At 71.0% G+C, this 17075-nt stretch carries 13 protein-coding genes; 5 read left to right on the forward strand and 8 right to left on the reverse strand.

Annotated elements, in window-relative coordinates:
• The first annotated feature begins 18 nt into the window (after positions 1-18).
• Positions 19-993: a class 1b ribonucleoside-diphosphate reductase subunit beta gene (gene nrdF / locus CWT12_RS00900; RefSeq protein ID WP_161923327.1), complete on the forward strand. Its 975-nt coding sequence runs from the start codon at positions 19-21 to the stop codon at positions 991-993.
• 34 nt (positions 994-1027) lie between these two features.
• Complete coding sequence (locus tag CWT12_RS00905) at positions 1028-2116, forward strand: hypothetical protein (protein WP_161923328.1); 1089 nt, start codon at positions 1028-1030, stop codon at positions 2114-2116.
• Between the two features lie 100 nt (positions 2117-2216).
• Here the strand turns inward: CWT12_RS00905 and CWT12_RS00910 are convergent, their stop codons facing one another.
• From CWT12_RS00910 to CWT12_RS00930, 5 genes are all read right to left on the reverse strand, one after another.
• Positions 2217-3395 carry an ABC transporter ATP-binding protein gene (locus CWT12_RS00910; protein WP_161923329.1) on the reverse strand — a complete coding sequence of 393 codons (1179 nt, stop codon included), beginning with the start codon at positions 3393-3395 and terminating at the stop codon, positions 2217-2219.
• 112 nt (positions 3396-3507) lie between these two features.
• The gene (locus CWT12_RS00915) at positions 3508-5256 is read right to left on the reverse strand and encodes an ABC transporter permease (RefSeq protein WP_161923330.1); all 1749 of its coding nucleotides are present in this window, start codon (positions 5254-5256) and stop codon (positions 3508-3510) included.
• Between the two features lie 137 nt (positions 5257-5393).
• Complete coding sequence (locus CWT12_RS00920; RefSeq protein ID WP_161923331.1) at positions 5394-6458, reverse strand: ABC transporter substrate-binding protein; 1065 nt, start codon at positions 6456-6458, stop codon at positions 5394-5396.
• A 222-nt stretch (positions 6459-6680) separates the two neighbouring features.
• Positions 6681-7403 (reverse strand): response regulator transcription factor, encoded by a 723-nt coding sequence (locus CWT12_RS00925; protein WP_161923332.1) that lies wholly within the window; start codon positions 7401-7403, stop codon positions 6681-6683.
• Positions 7403-8287 carry a sensor histidine kinase gene (locus CWT12_RS00930; protein WP_161923333.1) on the reverse strand — a complete coding sequence of 295 codons (885 nt, stop codon included), beginning with the start codon at positions 8285-8287 and terminating at the stop codon, positions 7403-7405. Before CWT12_RS00930 ends, CWT12_RS00925 begins: the two co-directional genes overlap by 1 nt.
• 568 nt (positions 8288-8855) lie before the next feature.
• Between CWT12_RS00930 and CWT12_RS00935 the strand changes: the two genes are divergently transcribed.
• Complete coding sequence (locus CWT12_RS00935) at positions 8856-9701, forward strand: glycosyltransferase (protein ID WP_237564231.1); 846 nt, start codon at positions 8856-8858, stop codon at positions 9699-9701.
• A gap of 99 nt (positions 9702-9800) precedes the next feature.
• Here CWT12_RS00935 and CWT12_RS00940 read toward each other — a convergent pair whose 3' ends face one another.
• The gene (locus tag CWT12_RS00940) at positions 9801-12104 is read right to left on the reverse strand and encodes a hypothetical protein (RefSeq protein ID WP_237564232.1); all 2304 of its coding nucleotides are present in this window, start codon (positions 12102-12104) and stop codon (positions 9801-9803) included.
• Positions 12105-12166: 62 nt separating this feature from the next.
• Here CWT12_RS00940 and pheA point away from each other — a divergent pair, with 62 nt between their 5' ends.
• Positions 12167-13123, forward strand: a complete 957-nt coding sequence (gene pheA / locus CWT12_RS00945) for a prephenate dehydratase (protein WP_161923334.1) — start codon at positions 12167-12169, stop codon at positions 13121-13123.
• An 82-nt stretch (positions 13124-13205) separates the two neighbouring features.
• Here the strand turns inward: pheA and CWT12_RS00950 are convergent, their stop codons facing one another.
• Both CWT12_RS00950 and CWT12_RS00955 read right to left on the reverse strand, forming a co-directional pair.
• A complete protein-coding gene (locus CWT12_RS00950; RefSeq protein ID WP_161923335.1) occupies positions 13206-14384 on the reverse strand; it encodes a diacylglycerol/lipid kinase family protein in 1179 nt (392 codons plus the stop codon).
• Between the two features lie 262 nt (positions 14385-14646).
• Complete coding sequence (locus tag CWT12_RS00955; protein WP_161923336.1) at positions 14647-15594, reverse strand: hydrogen peroxide-inducible genes activator; 948 nt, start codon at positions 15592-15594, stop codon at positions 14647-14649.
• A gap of 158 nt (positions 15595-15752) precedes the next feature.
• Between CWT12_RS00955 and serS the strand changes: the two genes are divergently transcribed.
• Positions 15753-17027 (forward strand): serine--tRNA ligase, encoded by a 1275-nt coding sequence (gene serS / locus CWT12_RS00960; protein ID WP_161923337.1) that lies wholly within the window; start codon positions 15753-15755, stop codon positions 17025-17027.
• The last annotated feature ends 48 nt before the right edge of the window (positions 17028-17075 follow it).

The raw sequence follows: 17075 nt of genomic DNA on the forward strand, positions 1-17075 counted from the left end.
CACACCCGGGAGGATCCCATGCCTGAGCCCATCAAGCTCATCGACCGCGTCCAGGCGATCAACTGGAACCGGCTCGTAGACGACAAGGACCTGGAGGTCTGGGACCGGCTCACCGGCAACTTCTGGCTCCCGGAGAAGGTGCCGCTGTCCAATGACGTCCAGTCCTGGGCCACGCTCAACCAGGCCGAGCAGAACATGACCACTCGCGTGTTCACCGGCCTGACTCTGCTGGACACCATTCAGGGCACCGTCGGCGCGGTCTCCCTCATCCCGGATGCCCGCACCCCCCACGAGGAGGCGGTGCTGACCAACATCGCCTTCATGGAGTCGGTGCACGCCCGCTCCTACTCCTCGATCTTCTCCACCCTGATCTCCACCGCCGAGATCGACGAGGCCTTCCGCTGGAGCGAGGAGAACGAGAACCTGCAGCGCAAGGCCCGCATCATCCTGGACTACTACCGCGGTGACGACCCGGAGAAGCGCAAGGTCGCCTCCACCATGCTGGAGTCCTTCCTGTTCTACTCCGGCTTCTACGCCCCCATGTACTGGTCGGCGCACGCCAAGCTCACCAACACCGCCGACCTGATCCGCCTGATCATCCGCGACGAGGCCGTGCACGGCTACTACATCGGCTACAAGTACCAGCTGGCCGTGCGCGAGTCCTCCCCCGAGCGCCAGGCCGAGCTGAAGGACTACACCTTCGAGCTGCTCATGGAGCTGTACGACAACGAGGAGCAGTACACCGAGGACCTCTACGACGAGCTGGGCCTGACCGAGGACGTGAAGAAGTTCCTGCGTTACAACGCCAACAAGGCGCTGATGAACCTCGGCTACGAGGCGCTGTTCCCGGCCGACACCACCGACGTGAACCCGGCGATCCTCGCGGCGCTCTCCCCCAACGCGGACGAGAACCACGACTTCTTCTCCGGCTCCGGCTCCTCCTACGTCATCGGCACCGCGGAGGCCACCCAGGACGAGGACTGGGACTTCTAGCAGGGGCCAGTGAGATGCATCGGGCGTGGATGAGATGAGCGAACCCGCCGCGTCCGCCGCCGGTTCCCGGCCATGGTGGCGCGCGTGGCGTCTGCCCGGCGGGCGGCGTCGGTGGGTGGCCGCCATCTGCTGCCTGGTGGTGGCGACGGCGGTTACCCTGGCGGTGATCTCGTACAACTCGCCGCTGCGTCGGCTGAGTCGGCAGGTGGAGTCCTGGGCCGGCGGCCAGGACGCCGTGCTGAAGGCGACGACGCAGCTCTATCCGGAGTGGCCTGAGCTCCTGCCGGAGCGCCTCGTGGTGGAGGCGGAGATTTGGCCCGAAACGACCGCGGCCGAGGTCTGCGGACTGGCGGATCAGCTCAACGGGCTATTCGACCCCGAGGCCGGCGACGACATCCGCCGCGATCTCAGCCTGCGCCTGACCAGGAGCGGAACCAGCATCGTCTACGAGGACCAGTTGTTTTGGCCGCGATCGTCTGTGGGGCGCGACTGGGAGGCGCCCCACTGCGCCCCGCTGGAGTACGCCTACGACTTGGCGGGCCCGGGCGTGGAGGAGATCGTCGCCAGCCCCGACTCCCTGCGGATCACGCGCGCCGACGCCGACGCGGTCCCGACGGGCCTGGTTGCGCGCGCCCCCGCCGACGCCGGAACAAGGGCGACGGCCACGGATGATGTACGTGTGCGCGGCTGGCAGGTGGAGGTCAGGGCCGACTCGGACAAGACCGTGCCCACAGAGGTTCTGGGCCCCGTCATGGAGGCGCTTCCGGCGAATGACGACGGTCTGGTCTGGCTGGACTCCCAGGGCGATTCCGCAAGCGTTCGGCCCGCCGATTCGGTCGTCAGTCTGACCGCAAGGCGGCTGGAGGACCAACCGGGCGGGCCGACGGTTGAGGAGCAGGCGGCGGCGGTTCTGGCCGCGGCGGAGGGAACGCCGGGGCTGGAGCTGGTCGCCATCTGCGCTTCTAAGTGGCTCGCCGACACGGCGGACGACCCGGATTCCACCGGCAGCTGCGTGTACTTCGATCTCGACGCCGACGGCGCCATCAACCCGGACACGCCCTACCCGCATGGGCTCGCCGACCCGGACGCCCTGTACGCGGCCGCGCAGGCGCTGCGCGACTGAGCGCTAGCGGCGCAGTTTCACGGCGCAGGCGCCGCTGAAAGCCACCGAGAGGAGCATCAGCGGCGGCCCTGCGCACGTGATGGTGTCGAGGACCAACAACTCACTCGCCGGCGTCGGGCAGGACCCAGGCGCGGGAGGCGGCGAAGCCGACGCGCACGACGTCGCCCTCCGCGTGCACCGCGCTCACGTCGGGGTCGGACTCCACGCAGACGATGGTGCCCACCTGCGTCTCCACCTCGTACTCCACGTGGTCGCCGTAGAACACGGTCGACAGCACCCGGCCCATGTCGCCCACGAGCTCGCCCGCACCGGCGGCGGCATCCTGCGCACCGACCTGCTCCAGGCGCACCGACTCCGGGCGCACCACCACGGTGACGGCGTCGCCGTCGCGCACGGCCTCGTGGCAGGCGGCCTCGACGCCGTGCCCCAGCACCTGCACGCCGCACTTGCCCGCGGACACGCTCTGCGCCGTTGCCTGCAGGAAGTTGGCGCGGCCGATGAAGTCAGCTACGAAGGTGGAGGCGGGCCGCCGGTAGATCTCCTCCGGCGTGGCCACCTGCTCGATCCGCCCCGCGTTCATCACCACGATCCGGTCGGACATGGTCATTGCCTCGGACTGGTCGTGGGTGACGTAGATCGAGGTGATGCCCATGCGCTGCTGCAGGCGGCGGATCTCCAGGCGCATGCGCACGCGCAGCTTCGCGTCCAGGTTGGACAGCGGCTCGTCGAACAGCAGCACCTTGGGCTGGACCACCATGGCGCGCGCCAGCGCCACCCGCTGCTGCTGGCCACCGGACAGCTCATTGGGGGCCCGGTCCGCCAGTGAGGTCAGGTTCATGGACGTCAGCGCCACATCCACCTGCTCGCGCATCTCCTCCGCGGGCACGCGCCGCAGCTTCAGGCCGTAGCCGACGTTGTCGCGCACCGACAGGTGCGGGAACAGCGCATAGGACTGGAACACCATGGACATGGGGCGCCGGTTGGGCGGCAGGGACACCATGTTCTGCCCGTCGAGGATGACCTGCCCCTCGGTGGCGTTCTCGAAGCCGGCGATCATGCGCAGCGTGGTGGTCTTACCGCAGCCGGATGGCCCCAGGAAGGTGATGAATTCACCGGGGGCGACGTCCAGGCTCACCCCGTGCACCGCGTACACGTCTTTGCCGCGGTTCGAGAACACCTTGACGACGTCGCGCAGCTCCAGGTGCCCGGTGGGGTCCTCCCGCTTGGGGGTGGCCTGTGCGGAGGGGGCGGTCGATGCGGGGGTGGAGGAAGTGGTCATGTGGGAGCCTCCTTGGCTCTCGCCCCATTGGTCGGGGCGTGGATGGCTGGGTGGATGAGTTCGGGGCCGACGACGCCGCACGGTTCGGTGGGCGCCTGTCTGTGGGTGCCGCTCAGCGCGGCTCGCGTCCCGCGCCGGTGCCGCGAATGAGCAGGTTCAGGCCGCCGATCACGGTCATCACGATCAGGATCAGGATCGTGCAGAAGGCGAAGGCGTTGCCGAAGCGGCCCGCGTCCACCTCCGCCAGGATCTGGGAGGTCATGATCTTGGTGTGCGGGGTGGTGATGAAGATGATCGGGGACAGCGTCGTCATGGAGCGGGCGAAGGCGTAGACCAGACCGGTCAGGAAGGCCGGCCGGATCAGCGGCAGCGTCACCCTGCGGAAGGTCTGCGCGCCCGAGGCGCCCAGCGACGTCGAGGCCTCGTCAATCGCCTTGTCGATCTGCTGCAGGGAGGCGATGCCGGAGCGCTGCCCGGCGGGCATGGAGCGCGCCACGTACACCATGACGATGGCCATGGCACCGCCCGCAATGGCGCTGCCGCCGGCGAGTGGGGCGATGATGTTGACGCCGAACAGCGCCACCGGACGGTTGAAGGTCACCAGGTAGCCGATACCGATGACCGTGCCCGGCACGGCCAGGCCCAGCATGCCCAGGAAGTCGATCAGGGCGGCGCCGCGGCGCATGCGCACCACCACCAGCCAGGCCACGAGCATGCCTAAAATGCCCGCGATCGGGGTGGCGATCAGCGCCAGGATGGTGGTGTCGATCATCGACTCGTTCCCGATGCCGGACAGCAGGTACTCGAAGTGCCGCAGCGTGAAGGAGTTGTTCACGCCGAGGATCTCCACGAAGGCGCCCACTACCACGGCCGCGTACACCGTGACCACCAGTGCCAGCACCGCCACGGAGACGGCCAGCAGGGGGATGCGGGCCACGTTGGCGCGCAGCAGCTCGAAGGAGCCGGTCGGCTTGCCCGTCACCGTCACCGTGGAGGACCGGCCCGACCAGTACCGCTGCAGCAGGAACACCAGCAGGGAGGGCACCAGCAGCACCAGGGAGTAGGCGGCGCCCGCCGCCGTGTTGTACTCGCCGTTGATGGCGATGTAGGCGCGCGAGGCCAGCACCGTGTAGTCCCCGCCGATCACCAGCGGGTTGGCCAGGTCGGCGATCGCCTCGGTGAACAGCAGCAGGAAGGATGCGCCCAGGCCGGGCACCACCATCGGCAGCGTCACCGTGCGGAACACCGTGAACTTGGAGGCGCCCAGGGAGGCCGCCGCCTCCTCCATGGACGGGTCGAGGCTGCGCAGCATGCCCACCAGGTTCATGTAGGCCACCGGGAAGAAGGACAGCGACAGCACCAGGGTCAGCCCCGGCAGTCCGTAGATGTTCCACTCCTGCCCCAGCAGCTGGGTGGAGATGATGCCGTTGCGCCCGAACAGGGTGATGGACGCCGTCGCCACCGCGAAGGGCGGGGATACCACCGGCAGCAGGCAGATCAGGTGGAACAGGCGCTTGCCGCGGAAGGCCACCCGCACCTGCACGTAGGCCAGCAGGAAGCCGACCAGGGTGCCGACGGTGCCCACCACCGTGCCCAGTACGAGCGTGTTCAGGACCGTGGCCCGGTTGGTGCGGGAGGAGGCGAGCTTGCTGAGCACGGCCAGTCCGTCCGCGGACAGCGCCTCGCCCAGGACGCGGCCCAGCGGCAGCAGGACCAGGAAGACGAGGACTAGGAGGACGACGGCGAGGATCGTCGTCGTCACCGGGTCTTGCTTGACCCGGGTGCGGCCACGGGCGGAGGCCTTGGCGGGAGGGGCTTGGGTGAGGGAGGCGGCGGTCATGGGGGTCGCGCTTGAGGTCATGGGTGGTCCTCGGCTGGGTCGGGCGGGGAGTGATCGACGGCGGCCGGCTCCACTGGGGAGCGGTCGCACGGGGCCGGGACGGCCGGTGCGGCACGCACGCTGGCGCGCCCGCACCGGCCGGACCGGCATGCGCCGGGCTACTCCTTGGGCTCGGCGGCGATCTCCTCGTCGAAGCGGGCGGTCAGGTCGGGCTTGGCTGCGGCGGCCGCGGCGAAGTCGTAGTCGATCAGGTTGATGTCGTCCAGGTTCGCCATCTTGTCGCTGGTGTCGGCGTCGGGGTTGGTCAGCACCTGGTAGGAGCCCACCGTCTGGCCGACGTTCTGCCCCTCGGCGGAGATGGCGAAGTCGATGTAGGCCTGGGCGGCCGCCTTGTGGCTGGAGCCCGCCACCAGGGCCACGCCGCCGACCTCATAGCCGGTGCCCTCCTCGGGGAAGGACACGACCAGGTCCGTCATGCCCTCCTCCTGGTACTTCACGCAGTCGTGGGAGAAGACCAGGCCGACGGCGGCCTCGCCGCGCCCGGCGATCTGGCCGGGGGCGGTGCCGGACTTGGAGTACTGCAGCACGTTGTTGTGCAGCCGCTTCATGTAGTCCATGCCGGCGTCCTCGCCACCCAGGCGGGTGACCTGGGTCCACAGGGTGGTGAAGGCGGTGCCGGAGGTGGAGGGGTGGGCCACGGAGATCTGCCCCTTCAGGGCCGGGTCAAGCAGGTCGTCCCAGGAGGCCGGGGCGTCCACGCCCAGCTTGTCCAGCTGGGACTGGTTGGAGCAGAAGCCGAGCGCGCCGATGTAGACGCCGGTCCAGTTGCCGTCGGGGTCCTTGTACTCGGCGGGGATCTTCTCCGCCTCGGGGGAGGTGTAGGCCTCGATCAGGCCCTGATTGACGGCCTCGCCGTAGCCGTCCACCGGGCCGCCGTGCCAGACGTCGAACTCGGGGTTGTCCTTGGCGGAGGCCAGGCGGGCGACGGTCTCGCCCGAGGACAGGCGCACGTAGGTGGCCTTGATGCCGGTGGTCTCGGTGAACTTGTCGGTCCAGGCCTGGCACAGGTCCTCCATCGCGCCGCAGGCGATGGTGATCGGGCCCTCATCGGAGCCGGCGGCCGAGGAGCCGGAGTCGGTGGAGCCGGCGCAGCCGGAGAGGGCGAGGCCGCCGGCCATGACGGCCGCCAGCATTGCGGTGCCGTACCGCGAGAAAGTACGCATGGGAATGCCTTTCGGGAAGTGATGGCGCAGCTGTGCGCCAAGTCACCCCAATCATGCACGGCGGGGACGACGACGGCGATGGAACGACGGTCGCGAACTGTGACAGAGGTGTCATTTTCGCGGGCTGTTCTGGCCGTGTGGGCTGTGCTGGCCCGCCGAGGTCGGTTGAAGTTACGTGCCGAGGTCGGTTCCGTACGGGGGGCTGGTTGTCCTTCGGCCGACTCAGTCCCGGTCCAGCGGAGGCATGCGGTAGCCGCGTCCGCGCACCGCCACGACGACGTCTGCGGGCACGCCATGCGCCTGAAGGTGTCGGCGCAGCCGGTACACGGTGGTGCGCACCATCTCCCGGCCCCCGGAGTCGTCGCTGGTGCCCCACACGTCGTTGAGCAGCTCCTGCCAGGTGACGACGGCGTCGCGCCGCCTGGCCATGGCGGCCAGCAGGCGGGCCTCGGTGTCCGGCAGGGGGATGCTGCGCCCGGACCAGGAGACCCGGCCGGTCGCCGTCGATACGCGCAGGGGTCCATTGGTGATCGCGTCCGGGCCTGAGCCGGAGCGGCGCGTGACCGCCCGGGCCCGCAGCGCCAGCTCGCGGGGAGAGAAGGGCTTGGTGACGTAGTCGTCAGCACCCGCCTCCAGGCCGGCGATCCGGTCGGGCTCGTCACGCATGGCCGTCAGCAGGATGATCGGCACCGGGTTGCCGGTGCCGCGCAGTCGCCGGCACAGGTCGACGCCGGAGCCACCCGGCAGCATCACGTCCAGTACTACCAGGTCGATATCGCGGCTTGAGGCCAGCTCCCAGGCGGTCTCGGCATCGGGCGCCGTCACGCACTCGAAGCCCTGCGTCTCCAGCGCGAAGGAGACCACGTAGAGCATCTGCGGCTCGTCGTCGACTACGAGCGCAACCAGCTTTGGGGCTGGCAGGGCGGGAGGCGAGTCACTCGTCATCACACTGGTGCTCCATTCGCTGCTGCTCCATTCCTGGGGGCCGCATCCGGCTGAGGCGCGCCGGCCTGCATCGCGTCCGGGCGCAACGGCAGCGTCAGGTAGACGGTCGTGCCCCGGGCGGCGATCGTATCTATGAGCACGCGGCCGCCGTGCGCCTCCATGATCCGCTGCGTCACCATCATGCCCAGGCCTGCGCCGCGGCTCGACGGCGCCGTCAGGGGGTTGGAGGTCGCGTAGGGGGTGAAGGCGCGCCGCCGCTCCTGGCGGTTCATGCCGACGCCGTCGTCCATGACTGTGATGAGGGCGTCGTCGGTGTCGGCGCTGATGCGTACGGTCACCGGCGCGCCGTCGCAGTGCCGCAGCGCGTTGGTTACCGCGTTGGCGACCGCCTGGCGCAGCAGTCCGCGGTCGGCCTCCACCCGGACCGGCCGTCCGTGGTCCTCCAGGCGGATCGGGGTGTGCGCGGTGCGGCGCATCTCCTGGATGAGCTCGCGCACGAGGGCGCGCAGCTCGACGCGCTCGCGGCGCAGGGTGCGGACCTCGTGGTCCAGGCGCGCCTCGGTGAGGAAGTCCTCGGCCATCTGGGAGGCGTCGCGGGCGTTGTCGAGGATCGTGGTCACGAAGCGGCGCTGCACCTCGTTGAGGTCGCCGGGGGTCTCCTCGTCCAGCAGCTCGGCGGAGGCGCTGATCAGGGCCAGGGGCGTACGAATCTCGTGGGCGAGGACGTCGCGCGGGGTGCTGCGCCGCTGGGCCTCCTCCCGTAGACGGGCATTGTCCCGGCGGGCAAGCGTCAGCGCCCGGCGCCAACGCACGGCGAGCACCGTGGATACCACTACGGCCGTGACCAGGACCCAGCCGATGGCCACGTTGAGGAAGGTGCGCATGGGTTCCATCATGCCTGCTCGCCGGTACTGGGAATCTCCGGACCAGTGGTGCGCGTCCCGGCGTCGCGCATAGGCGGGGTACGCGCGGGAGCGGGTGGGGTCCGACGGCAGTCCCCGGGGCCCGCCGGGCGGGCCGGACGCGGGGAGGCCGACGGTGGGGACCCGTCGCCTTTGACGTGCCCTTGGACCTGACCATGCCACCTTCCCTCAAAGCGTTCTGTGGCATGTGTCACTAATATGTCTCGGCTCGGGGTGGCAAGACATTTCTGCCGCGGTTACATGGGCGTGATTGGGACCGAGGTCCTCTGACGTACGTTTGACCTGCGAGGACGCGCAAGGACCTGCCGACCCGGGCGTCTAATGACGCCATTCGCCGCGCCTCGGCCCGGCGGGGCGCGGCCCCTTCCGGCAGCATCCGGGTCGGCGTCGTCGGCAGGGCGCGCGGCCGCGAGGGCGTGGGGGTGGAGGGCTGGCGAGTCCCGCTGCACCGCGCGCCGCGAGACTGGACTGCAACTCCGGGGGCCTGTCTTCCCGGCCGACCCGCCTCCGATATGACTACCCTGGGGCCGTGAGCACGACGCCGCCATCTGAGCCGCTCCCCAACCAGCTCCCTGACCAGCGCGTGGCCGTCGTGATTCCGGCTAAGGATGAGGCCGAGCGGATCGCGGCCACGGTACGTGCCTGCCGTGCCATACCCCGGGTTGATCTGGTCGTCGTCGTCGACGACGGCTCCACCGACTCCACCCAGGAACACGCCCGAGCCGCCGGCGCCGTCACCGTTCGGCACGCAGTGTCCCGCGGGAAGGCCTCCGCCATGGAGACCGGGGCGAGCGTCGTCGCCATGCGGGACTATGAGGACGGTCCCGCCCGTCTGCTGCTGTTCATCGACGCGGACCTGGGTGACTCGGCCGCTGCCTGCTCCCAGCTCGTCCCCCCGATTGTGGACGGCGTGGCAGACATGTCCATCGCCGTGCCGCCCAAGCAGGCGGGGGCCGGTGGCCGCGGCCGGGTTGTGCGTGCCGCCCGCGCCGCAATCGCCGCAGCAACCGGGTGGGCGCCCGTAGCCCCGCTGTCGGGGCAGCGCTGCATCACTCGCGCGGCCTATGAGGCGGCCTCGCCGCTCGCGGAGGGATGGGGCGTAGAAGTGGGGCTGAGCATTGATGTGCTTTCCCAGGGCCTGACCGTGATTGAGGTCCCCTGCGATATCACCCACCGCGTCTCCCTGAATGACCGGGCCGGCCGCCTGCACCGCGCGGCCCAGTACAAGGACGTCATGCGCGCGGTGGCCTCCCGGCGCCTGCGCCGCGTCCGCGTCCCCGCGGACAAGCTCGACGACGCCGCTGTGCACGGCCAGATGCCCTTCCGCGCCTACCGCGCCTGGAAGGGTGAGCAGGCACCGGCGGCCGAGGCCTGACCCGGCCCGGGGCGCACCCCGCCCGCGCCCCTCATCGAGTTCGACACAAGTAGTCACGTACCGAGTCCGGCACGAGTTGCACCAGCGCAGCGGGCGGCATCAGCGTCGGCCGACCCACCTGCTCAATAGCAGCGCTGCCAGGGCCGGCAGCGCCGCTGCCGCCGAGAAGAGCAGCATTGTCAGGCCCGAGTCGTTGACGAGAACCTCAAGTACCACCAGCACCGCCAGCCCCCGCAGCGTCGGCCCCGGCCACGCGGGCGTCGCCGCCACCAGCCAGGCATAGGCGCCCACGCCCGCGCGGGCGTCGCGGACCGTCCGCCGCAACCACCAGGCGGCCGCACTGGCCACGCCCACACCGATGACGAGTGCCAGCAGCGCCAACGGGCTGGTGAGGAACGGGGCGGTTAGCGCAGCGGCCTTGCGGACCAGCGTCGCGCCCGCACGCCCATCCACCACCTGGCTCACGAACCCACCCAGGTGGGTGCGCGAGCCTGCGGCGTAGTCCGCGACCGCGAACGCGCCTACCACGCCCACGGTCACCAGCCCCACGCCTAGCCAGCGTCGCAGGCCGAGCCGTACCCCCGCCAACCCGGCCCCCAGGGCCACCAGCGCCGGCAGCAGGGTGAGCGCGCCGCCCACATCGGCCCCCAGCTGCGGTGCGCCGTCCACGGCGAGCGCAATAGCACCCGGAACCCCCACCGCCACCACCACGGCCGCACGTCGGCGCGTATGCGCTGTGGCAAACCGGTCGGCCCCGGCAGCCACGGCCACAAGCAGCGCCCCCGCCGCCAGCGCGAAGGCCGTGTTCGACACCCCGTAGAAGCGCCCGGCCACCACCGCGTTCATCCCCAGTGGCCCGTTGAACCCCAACGGGGCGCCAGCGGCGGCGTCCACCAGGAGCACCACCGGCGCCGACGCCGTCAGCAGCAGTGCGGCGCCAGGCCGCCCGAGCCGTGGCGCCAGGGCCAGCAGGGCGGCCGCCCCGGTCAGCATCCCCGCCGCAGCGGTCGCGGTCACGGCCGCCGCCATAGGCGCCCAGGCGCCGGCCCGCCACCACGGCAGCAGATTCGACAGCCAGATCCCGGCGGGCAGGGCACTCGCCCAGCAGGCGGCCCAGCCTAGGCGCCCCAGTCGCCCGGACTGCGGGTGGCGCAGGCCGACGGCGACGGCGACCAGCACCGCCCCCGTGGCGGCGAGTAGCGCGAGGGTCATCGGGATCACGGCGCGGTTGGAGGCGACGGCGTGGATAGCGTCGTCGGCCAGGGCATCCACGGCGGCGAGGTCCGCGGCGGAGACGGGGCCGGCCGTGCTCGTGGAGGGAGCGGAGGCGCCGGAGGACCCCGAGGCGGGAAGCGCCAGAACTCCACCGGTCAGCCCGGAGGCGGCTACGGCGTCCTGCCCGGCAACGGCTGCCAGCAGAGTCGGCGCCAAGTCCGTCAGCTGAATCAGGCCCCGCCGGTGCGTGGTCGGACCGACCAGGAGCGTGCCGTCACTGCCCCGCGGGGAGGTGGTGCCGGCGGGCAGGACAGCCAGCTGCGGGGAGGGGTCCTGCGGGTCGGCCACGGATACCACTACAACGCGGGCCGGCGCCGTCAGCTCCCTGAGCGCCTGCGCGAGCGCGTGGACTGCCCGCGCCGGCCCCGGTGGGGTGGTTGATGACGCCGATTCGGTGTCGGTGGCCCCCGCCCCGCCCGGTGAGCCCGCGGTACTCATGAGGTCAACCAGGATCAGGTCCGGCTCCGCTGCAGTGCTGGCCGACGCGCGCTCGCCGGCGCTCTCCGTGCCATCGCCCGCCGGGGCGGGTAGCACGCCCGGCTCGGCCGCCTCCGGCGGTCCGGCGGCATTGGTCAGTGCCAGGACCGCACCATCCCCGACGGCGGCGTAGCCGACCCCGGCTGCGTCCAGTGCCGTGGCCAGCGCTCCCGGTTCGGTCCCGTATCCATCGGCCTGCGCCAGCCGTGTCGCCTCCGCCCAGGAGCCGCCGGAGCATGCGGCTTCGGGCCCCGTATGGGACACGTCGGCCCGGGCGCGCATACCGGCGCCGAGAGTGACCCAGCCGTCCGCGGGGCAGGTGTTCTCCCCGATCGTGCGCTGAACCAGGTTCACCGGTGCATTCGCCGCCGCGTACTGCAGCACGGTGGCGGCATCGGCAGCCAGCTGCGGGTCGTCACCCGCAGCAAGCTCGCGCACCGACGCCCATGACAGCTCACTGACCCCGAGCACGAGGAGCGGCGCGGGAGCGGCGGATGCGGCTGGGCCGGGCGCCGCCGGGGCGGCTGACGGGCCGGGCGGCCCCAGCATCACCCCGGTCACCAGCGCCAGCGCCACCAGCACCAGTGCGCGGCGGACCTCCCAGGCCACGCCGCGCAACGGACGCGACCGGATGCGCATGGGCTCGCTCATGCGAGCAGCCTACGTGGGGTGTTCGGGAGCTTCGCCGGGGAATCGCGGGATAGCCTGGGCCCATGACGAGCCCCGCCCCTATCTGGTCCTTTCTCGGCCCCGGCGGCACCTTCTGCGAAACCGCCCTGCGGCAGGTGGCGCCCGCCGACGTCGTCCTCGACCCCTGCCAGGACGTCCCCACGGCCCTCGACCACGTGCGCGACCGCAGTGCCGTCGCCGCCGTAGTTCCCATTGAGAACTCGGTGGAGGGGGGCGTGAATGCCACGCTCGATAACCTCGTGGTTGGTGCCCCCCTGGTGATCGCCGCTGAAATGGCCGTTCCCATTACCTTCGTGCTGGCAGGACGGCCCGGCACCCGCCTGGAGGACGTGCGCGCCATCTCGACCCACCCCCACGCCTGGGCGCAATGCCGTGGATGGGTTCACCAGCACCTGCCCGGCGCCGCCTACATCGAGGGCACTTCCACCTCCGCTCCCGCCCGAGCCCTGGCTGAGGCCGACTCAGCCAAGGCAGCGGGCCTCGAGTACCAGGCCGTGCTGTGCAACCCGCTCGCTGCCGAGCAGTACCACCTGAGCGTCATCGCCGGGGGAGTGGCGGACAACCCCGACGCCGTCACCCGCTTCGTCAAGGTCTCCCGCCCCGGTCGGGTGGGTGAGCCCACGGGAGCGGACAAGACCACCCTGCTGGTGCAGCTGCCACACAACCGGGCCGGCGCGCTGCTGGACATGCTTGAGCAGTTCAGCGTCCGCGGCGTGAACCTGACACGCATCGAGTCCCGGCCCGTCGGAGACTCCCTGGGCCGCTACCGCTTCTCCATTGACGTAGAGGGGCACATCCGCGACGAGCGCGTGCAGGCGGCCTTCATCGGCCTGCACCGCACCTGCCCGTTCATTCGCTTCCTCGGCTCCTACCCGCGGCTGGACTCCCTGCCCGTGGTAGTCCCGGCCGGAACCAGTGACAAGGACTTCGTGGTGGCTCGCTCCTGGGTTGCCGACGTGCTGGAGGGGCGCACTCTCTGACAGGAGCACCCGCTGCGGGGCGCCGCACCCTGGGCTATGCGGGGCGCCGCACCCTGGGCTATGCGGGGCGCCGCACCCTGGGCTATGCGGGGCGCCGCACCCGTAACGCCCCGGGCTGCACGCGTACCCGAACACCGCGCGTGGGGGCCACCAGGTCGCCGTCGACCTCGACGGCGGCGGGCCGGTCCAGCCACACCGTCGCCTCGCGCCCGCGCCGCAGCAGCACTTGGGCGGCACCACCGGTGGAGTAGGACGCCGGCCGCGGCGGCAGCACCTGCCGGGCCAGCGACGCCCAGCCCCACAGGCCGTACAGCGTGTCGATGGCAGCGACGTCGAGCAGGCCGTCGTCCAGGCGCGCATCGGGCAGCAGCGTGATGCCGGCGGGCAGCCGCCCGCCGTTGGCGATCAGCAGGGAGCGAGCCATCATCCGTTCAGTGCGCGTGGCTTGCGGTGGTGCCGGCAATACCACCTGTGCCTCCGGCACGGCGGCGCTCATGCGGCCATTCGCAATGCCCAGCACCAGATCCAGGCGGCGCCGTCCCAGATTCTCCAGTGCGGCGATCCCGTACGCGCCCCAGCTCAGGCGCTCCTTCAGAGCCGGGCGCGTGGAGGCGACCAGGCCGACGTCGAAGCCGATACCGGCCACCACCAGGCACGCGTGCTCGTCGCCAAGCGTCGGCCGCGCCCAACCCTGCGGTGGCTCGGCGACGTCGGCGGCATGGGTATCGACTCCGGCCTGCTCGGCCGCCGGGGCGGTACCGGTGCGGATCCTAGGCCCGCCGTCGGGACCTTGGGAGTTAGCGCCGGGAGCGACGTCCCCGCCGTGGGCGTGCAGCAGGCCCGTGTGCCCAGCGGCCTCGGTGCGTACCCACAGCAGGTCGGTTGGCGCCGCCCGGCCGGACGCCACGATGCGCGCCAGCTCGGCGTGGCGCCGCAGCGGCAGGTTCAGGTTGCGGGCCGCGAGATTGGCAGTTCCCAGCGGCATGATCCCCATCTCGACGCCGGTACCGGCCAGACCCGCAGCCACGGAGCGCACCGTGCCGTCTCCGCCTGCGGCGACCACGAGCCGCGCCCCGGAGGCCACCGCCAGGCGCGCCTGAATGGCACCGGTCTCCCGGGCAGAGGTCTCCAGCCAGATAGTGCGGTAGCCGACGGCATGCAGCGTCTCGCCGAGCACCCGCCGCACTTCCAACGTGGCGGCAGGCTTAGCGGGATTGATGACGACGGCGGCAACCGGCGCCGGGGCAGTGCCGACGGCCATACAACAAGGCTACCGGCCCGTCCCCCGTACGGCCCTGGTTCGTGCGGGGTGGCTGTTGCGGCCCCGGTCGGCGTGGACGGCCACGGGTCCGCAGCCCGCGCCGCCGCGACCCGCGAAGGCCCGGACAGGCCCACGGTAGTCCTGCTCGCAGCGCCACCTCCCGCCCGCCACTAGCACCGCCGATACGAGCACCGGACGCGCAGGAGGCGTAGACAGTACCCGTACCCGGGCCATCTCCAGCAACCGACCTCGGTGGTTATATCTACCGACCTCGGCGGTTATATCTACCGACCTCGGCGAGGGGCAGGCCGGCCTGTCGGGCCAGGCCGGTGATGATGTCCGCCAGCTGCGCGAAGTCGGCGCCGCGTGAGGAAGAGCTGCGGTGCACTAGGCCGATGTGCCGGGTAGGCGCCGGCGTGGCGAAGCGCACTACGGCATATCCCTCCCCGGAGAGCAGGCGCACCGCCCCCTCTGGGATAACCGTGACACCGGCGCCATTGGCGACCATCTGCACCACGGTGGACAGTGTGGTGGCCACTGCGGAGGGCGGGTTGGTGCCGTAGCGCTGGCACAGGGCCAGGGTCTGATCTCGTAGGCAGTTGCCCTCGTCGAGCAGCAGCAGTCGCTGCCCGTCCAACTCGGAGGGGAGGACGTCGTTGCGGCCCACCCACGGGTGGTCAGCAGGAACGAGCGCTACTAGCGGCTCGTCATACATGGGGATGGCCGTGGAGTGAGGCAGGTCGACGTCGGTGCTGATGATGGCCGCATCAAGGCGGCCCTGCGCGAGCATGTCCAGCAGGTCACCGGTGACCATCTCCCGCAACTCGGGGTTCAGCAGGGGCAGCTCCCGGCCGAGCCCGTCAAGGATGAGCGGTACCAGGTAGGGGGCAAGAGTCGGGATGATTCCCAGTCGCAGGGTGCCGGCCAGAGCGGCACCCTGATTGGTGACCGCCTCGTTGAAAGACTCTGCGGCTAGCACGGCCTCACGCGCATAGGGCAGCAGTGCCTGGCCCAGCGGGGTGACCAGGACGCGGCGGGTGGTGCGTTCGACGAGCTCCCCGTCCACGCGCTTCTCCAGCGCGGTGATCGCCTGCGACAAGCTCGGCTGGCTCACGCCCAGGGCCGCCGCAGCCTCACCGAAATGCTGGTGGTCGCACAGCGCGACGAAGGCCCTCAGCTGGGAGAAGGAGGGAAGAGTGGTGGTGGGCATGAGCGGTCCTGAGTCCGTAGCACGATCCGACCGGATGGGTCGGGGGTAGAAATCGGGGTTGGCTTATTGGTATTGACTGTAGATCACGCCCGCACGGTTCTCATGCTGTTTGCGGTCGAGACCCTCTGTGCTGCGGTTGCCTGGTTAGACTCGCCCCCATGATCGATCTGCGTGCGCTTCGTGAGAACCCCGAGCCCTTCCGTGCCAGCCAGCGTGCCCGCGGCGCCGACGTCTCCCTGGTCGACCGCGTCATTGAGGCAGACGAGGCGCGCCGCACCAGCCTTGCCGCTTTCGAGTCCCTGCGCGCCGAGCAGAAAACGGTCTCCCGGTCGGTCGGCAAGGCCGCCACCCCCCAGGAGCGCGAGGCCGCCCTGCGGGGCGCAAAGGAACTGGCCGAGCAGGTCCGCCGGGCGCAGGCTGCTGCCGACGACGCCGCCTCAGAGCTTGACGAGCTCACCTCCCGGTTCCAGAACCTGATCGAGGGCGCCCCCTCCGGCGGCGAGGAGGACTACGTGGTCCTGCGCCATGAGGGCCCCAAGCCGCGCGACTTCGCCGCGGAGGGCTTCGAGCCGGCGGATCACCTGGCGCTCGGCGAGGGCCTGGACATCATCGACACGCGCCGCGGCGCCAAGGTCTCCGGCGCCCGCTTCTACTACCTCAAGGGCTGGGGCATGCGCCTGGAGCTGGCCCTGATGACCGCCGCCCTGGACAAGGCCGTCGAGCACGGCTTCCTCCCCATGACCACCCCCACCCTGGTCACCCCGCAGGTGATGGGGGGTACCGGATTCCTCGGCGCCCACAGCGACGAGATCTACTACCTGCCCGCCGACGACCTGTACCTGACCGGCACCTCCGAGGTTGCCCTGGCCGGCTACCACACCGATGAGATCCTGGACCTGTCCGCTGGGCCCAGGCGGTACATGGGCTGGTCCACCTGCTACCGGCGTGAGGCCGGCGCCGCCGGCAAGGACACCCGCGGCATCATCCGCGTGCACCAGTTCAACAAGGCGGAGATGTTCTCCTACTGCCGTCCCGAGGACGCCGCCGAGGAGCACCAGCGGCTGCTGGCGATGGAGGAGGAGATGCTCGCCCTGGTGGGCCTGCCCTACCGGGTGATCGACACCGCCGCCGGCGACCTGGGCTCCTCCGCCGCCCGCAAGTTCGACTGCGAGGCCTGGCTGCCCACCCAGAACCGCTGGATGGAGGTCACCTCCACCTCCAACTGCACCACCTTCCAGGCGCGGCGGCTGTCCATCCGGGAGCGCCGCGACGGCAAGACCGCGCCCGTGGCCACGCTCAATGGCACCCTGGCCACCACCCGCTGGATGGTCGCGATCCTGGAGAACCAGCAGCGTGCGGACGGGAGCGTCGTCGTGCCGGAGGGCCTGCGCCCCTACCTGGGCGGCCTCGAGGTCATCGAGCCGGTCGCCTGACGTGCGCACCATGTACGGCGATAGCGGGGCGCGTCCCGCCTCCGTCCG

Origin of the sequence: Actinomyces sp. 432, from assembly GCF_009930875.1 — a bacterium.
GTDB lineage: Bacteria > Actinomycetota > Actinomycetes > Actinomycetales > Actinomycetaceae > Actinomyces.

Coding starts and splice junctions, on each gene's coding strand:
- nrdF (WP_161923327.1), top strand. CDS start 19: ATGCCTGAGCCCATCAAGCTCATCGACCGCGTCCAGGCGATCAACTGG.
- CWT12_RS00905 (WP_161923328.1), top strand. CDS start 1,028: ATGAGCGAACCCGCCGCGTCCGCCGCCGGTTCCCGGCCATGGTGGCGC.
- CWT12_RS00910 (WP_161923329.1), bottom strand. CDS start 3,395: ATGACCACTTCCTCCACCCCCGCATCGACCGCCCCCTCCGCACAGGCC.
- CWT12_RS00915 (WP_161923330.1), bottom strand. CDS start 5,256: ATGACCTCAAGCGCGACCCCCATGACCGCCGCCTCCCTCACCCAAGCC.
- CWT12_RS00920 (WP_161923331.1), bottom strand. CDS start 6,458: ATGCGTACTTTCTCGCGGTACGGCACCGCAATGCTGGCGGCCGTCATG.
- CWT12_RS00925 (WP_161923332.1), bottom strand. CDS start 7,403: ATGACGAGTGACTCGCCTCCCGCCCTGCCAGCCCCAAAGCTGGTTGCG.
- CWT12_RS00930 (WP_161923333.1), bottom strand. CDS start 8,287: ATGCGCACCTTCCTCAACGTGGCCATCGGCTGGGTCCTGGTCACGGCC.
- CWT12_RS00940 (WP_237564232.1), bottom strand. CDS start 12,104: ATGAGCGAGCCCATGCGCATCCGGTCGCGTCCGTTGCGCGGCGTGGCC.
- pheA (WP_161923334.1), top strand. CDS start 12,167: ATGACGAGCCCCGCCCCTATCTGGTCCTTTCTCGGCCCCGGCGGCACC.
- CWT12_RS00950 (WP_161923335.1), bottom strand. CDS start 14,384: ATGGCCGTCGGCACTGCCCCGGCGCCGGTTGCCGCCGTCGTCATCAAT.
- CWT12_RS00955 (WP_161923336.1), bottom strand. CDS start 15,594: ATGCCCACCACCACTCTTCCCTCCTTCTCCCAGCTGAGGGCCTTCGTC.
- serS (WP_161923337.1), top strand. CDS start 15,753: ATGATCGATCTGCGTGCGCTTCGTGAGAACCCCGAGCCCTTCCGTGCC.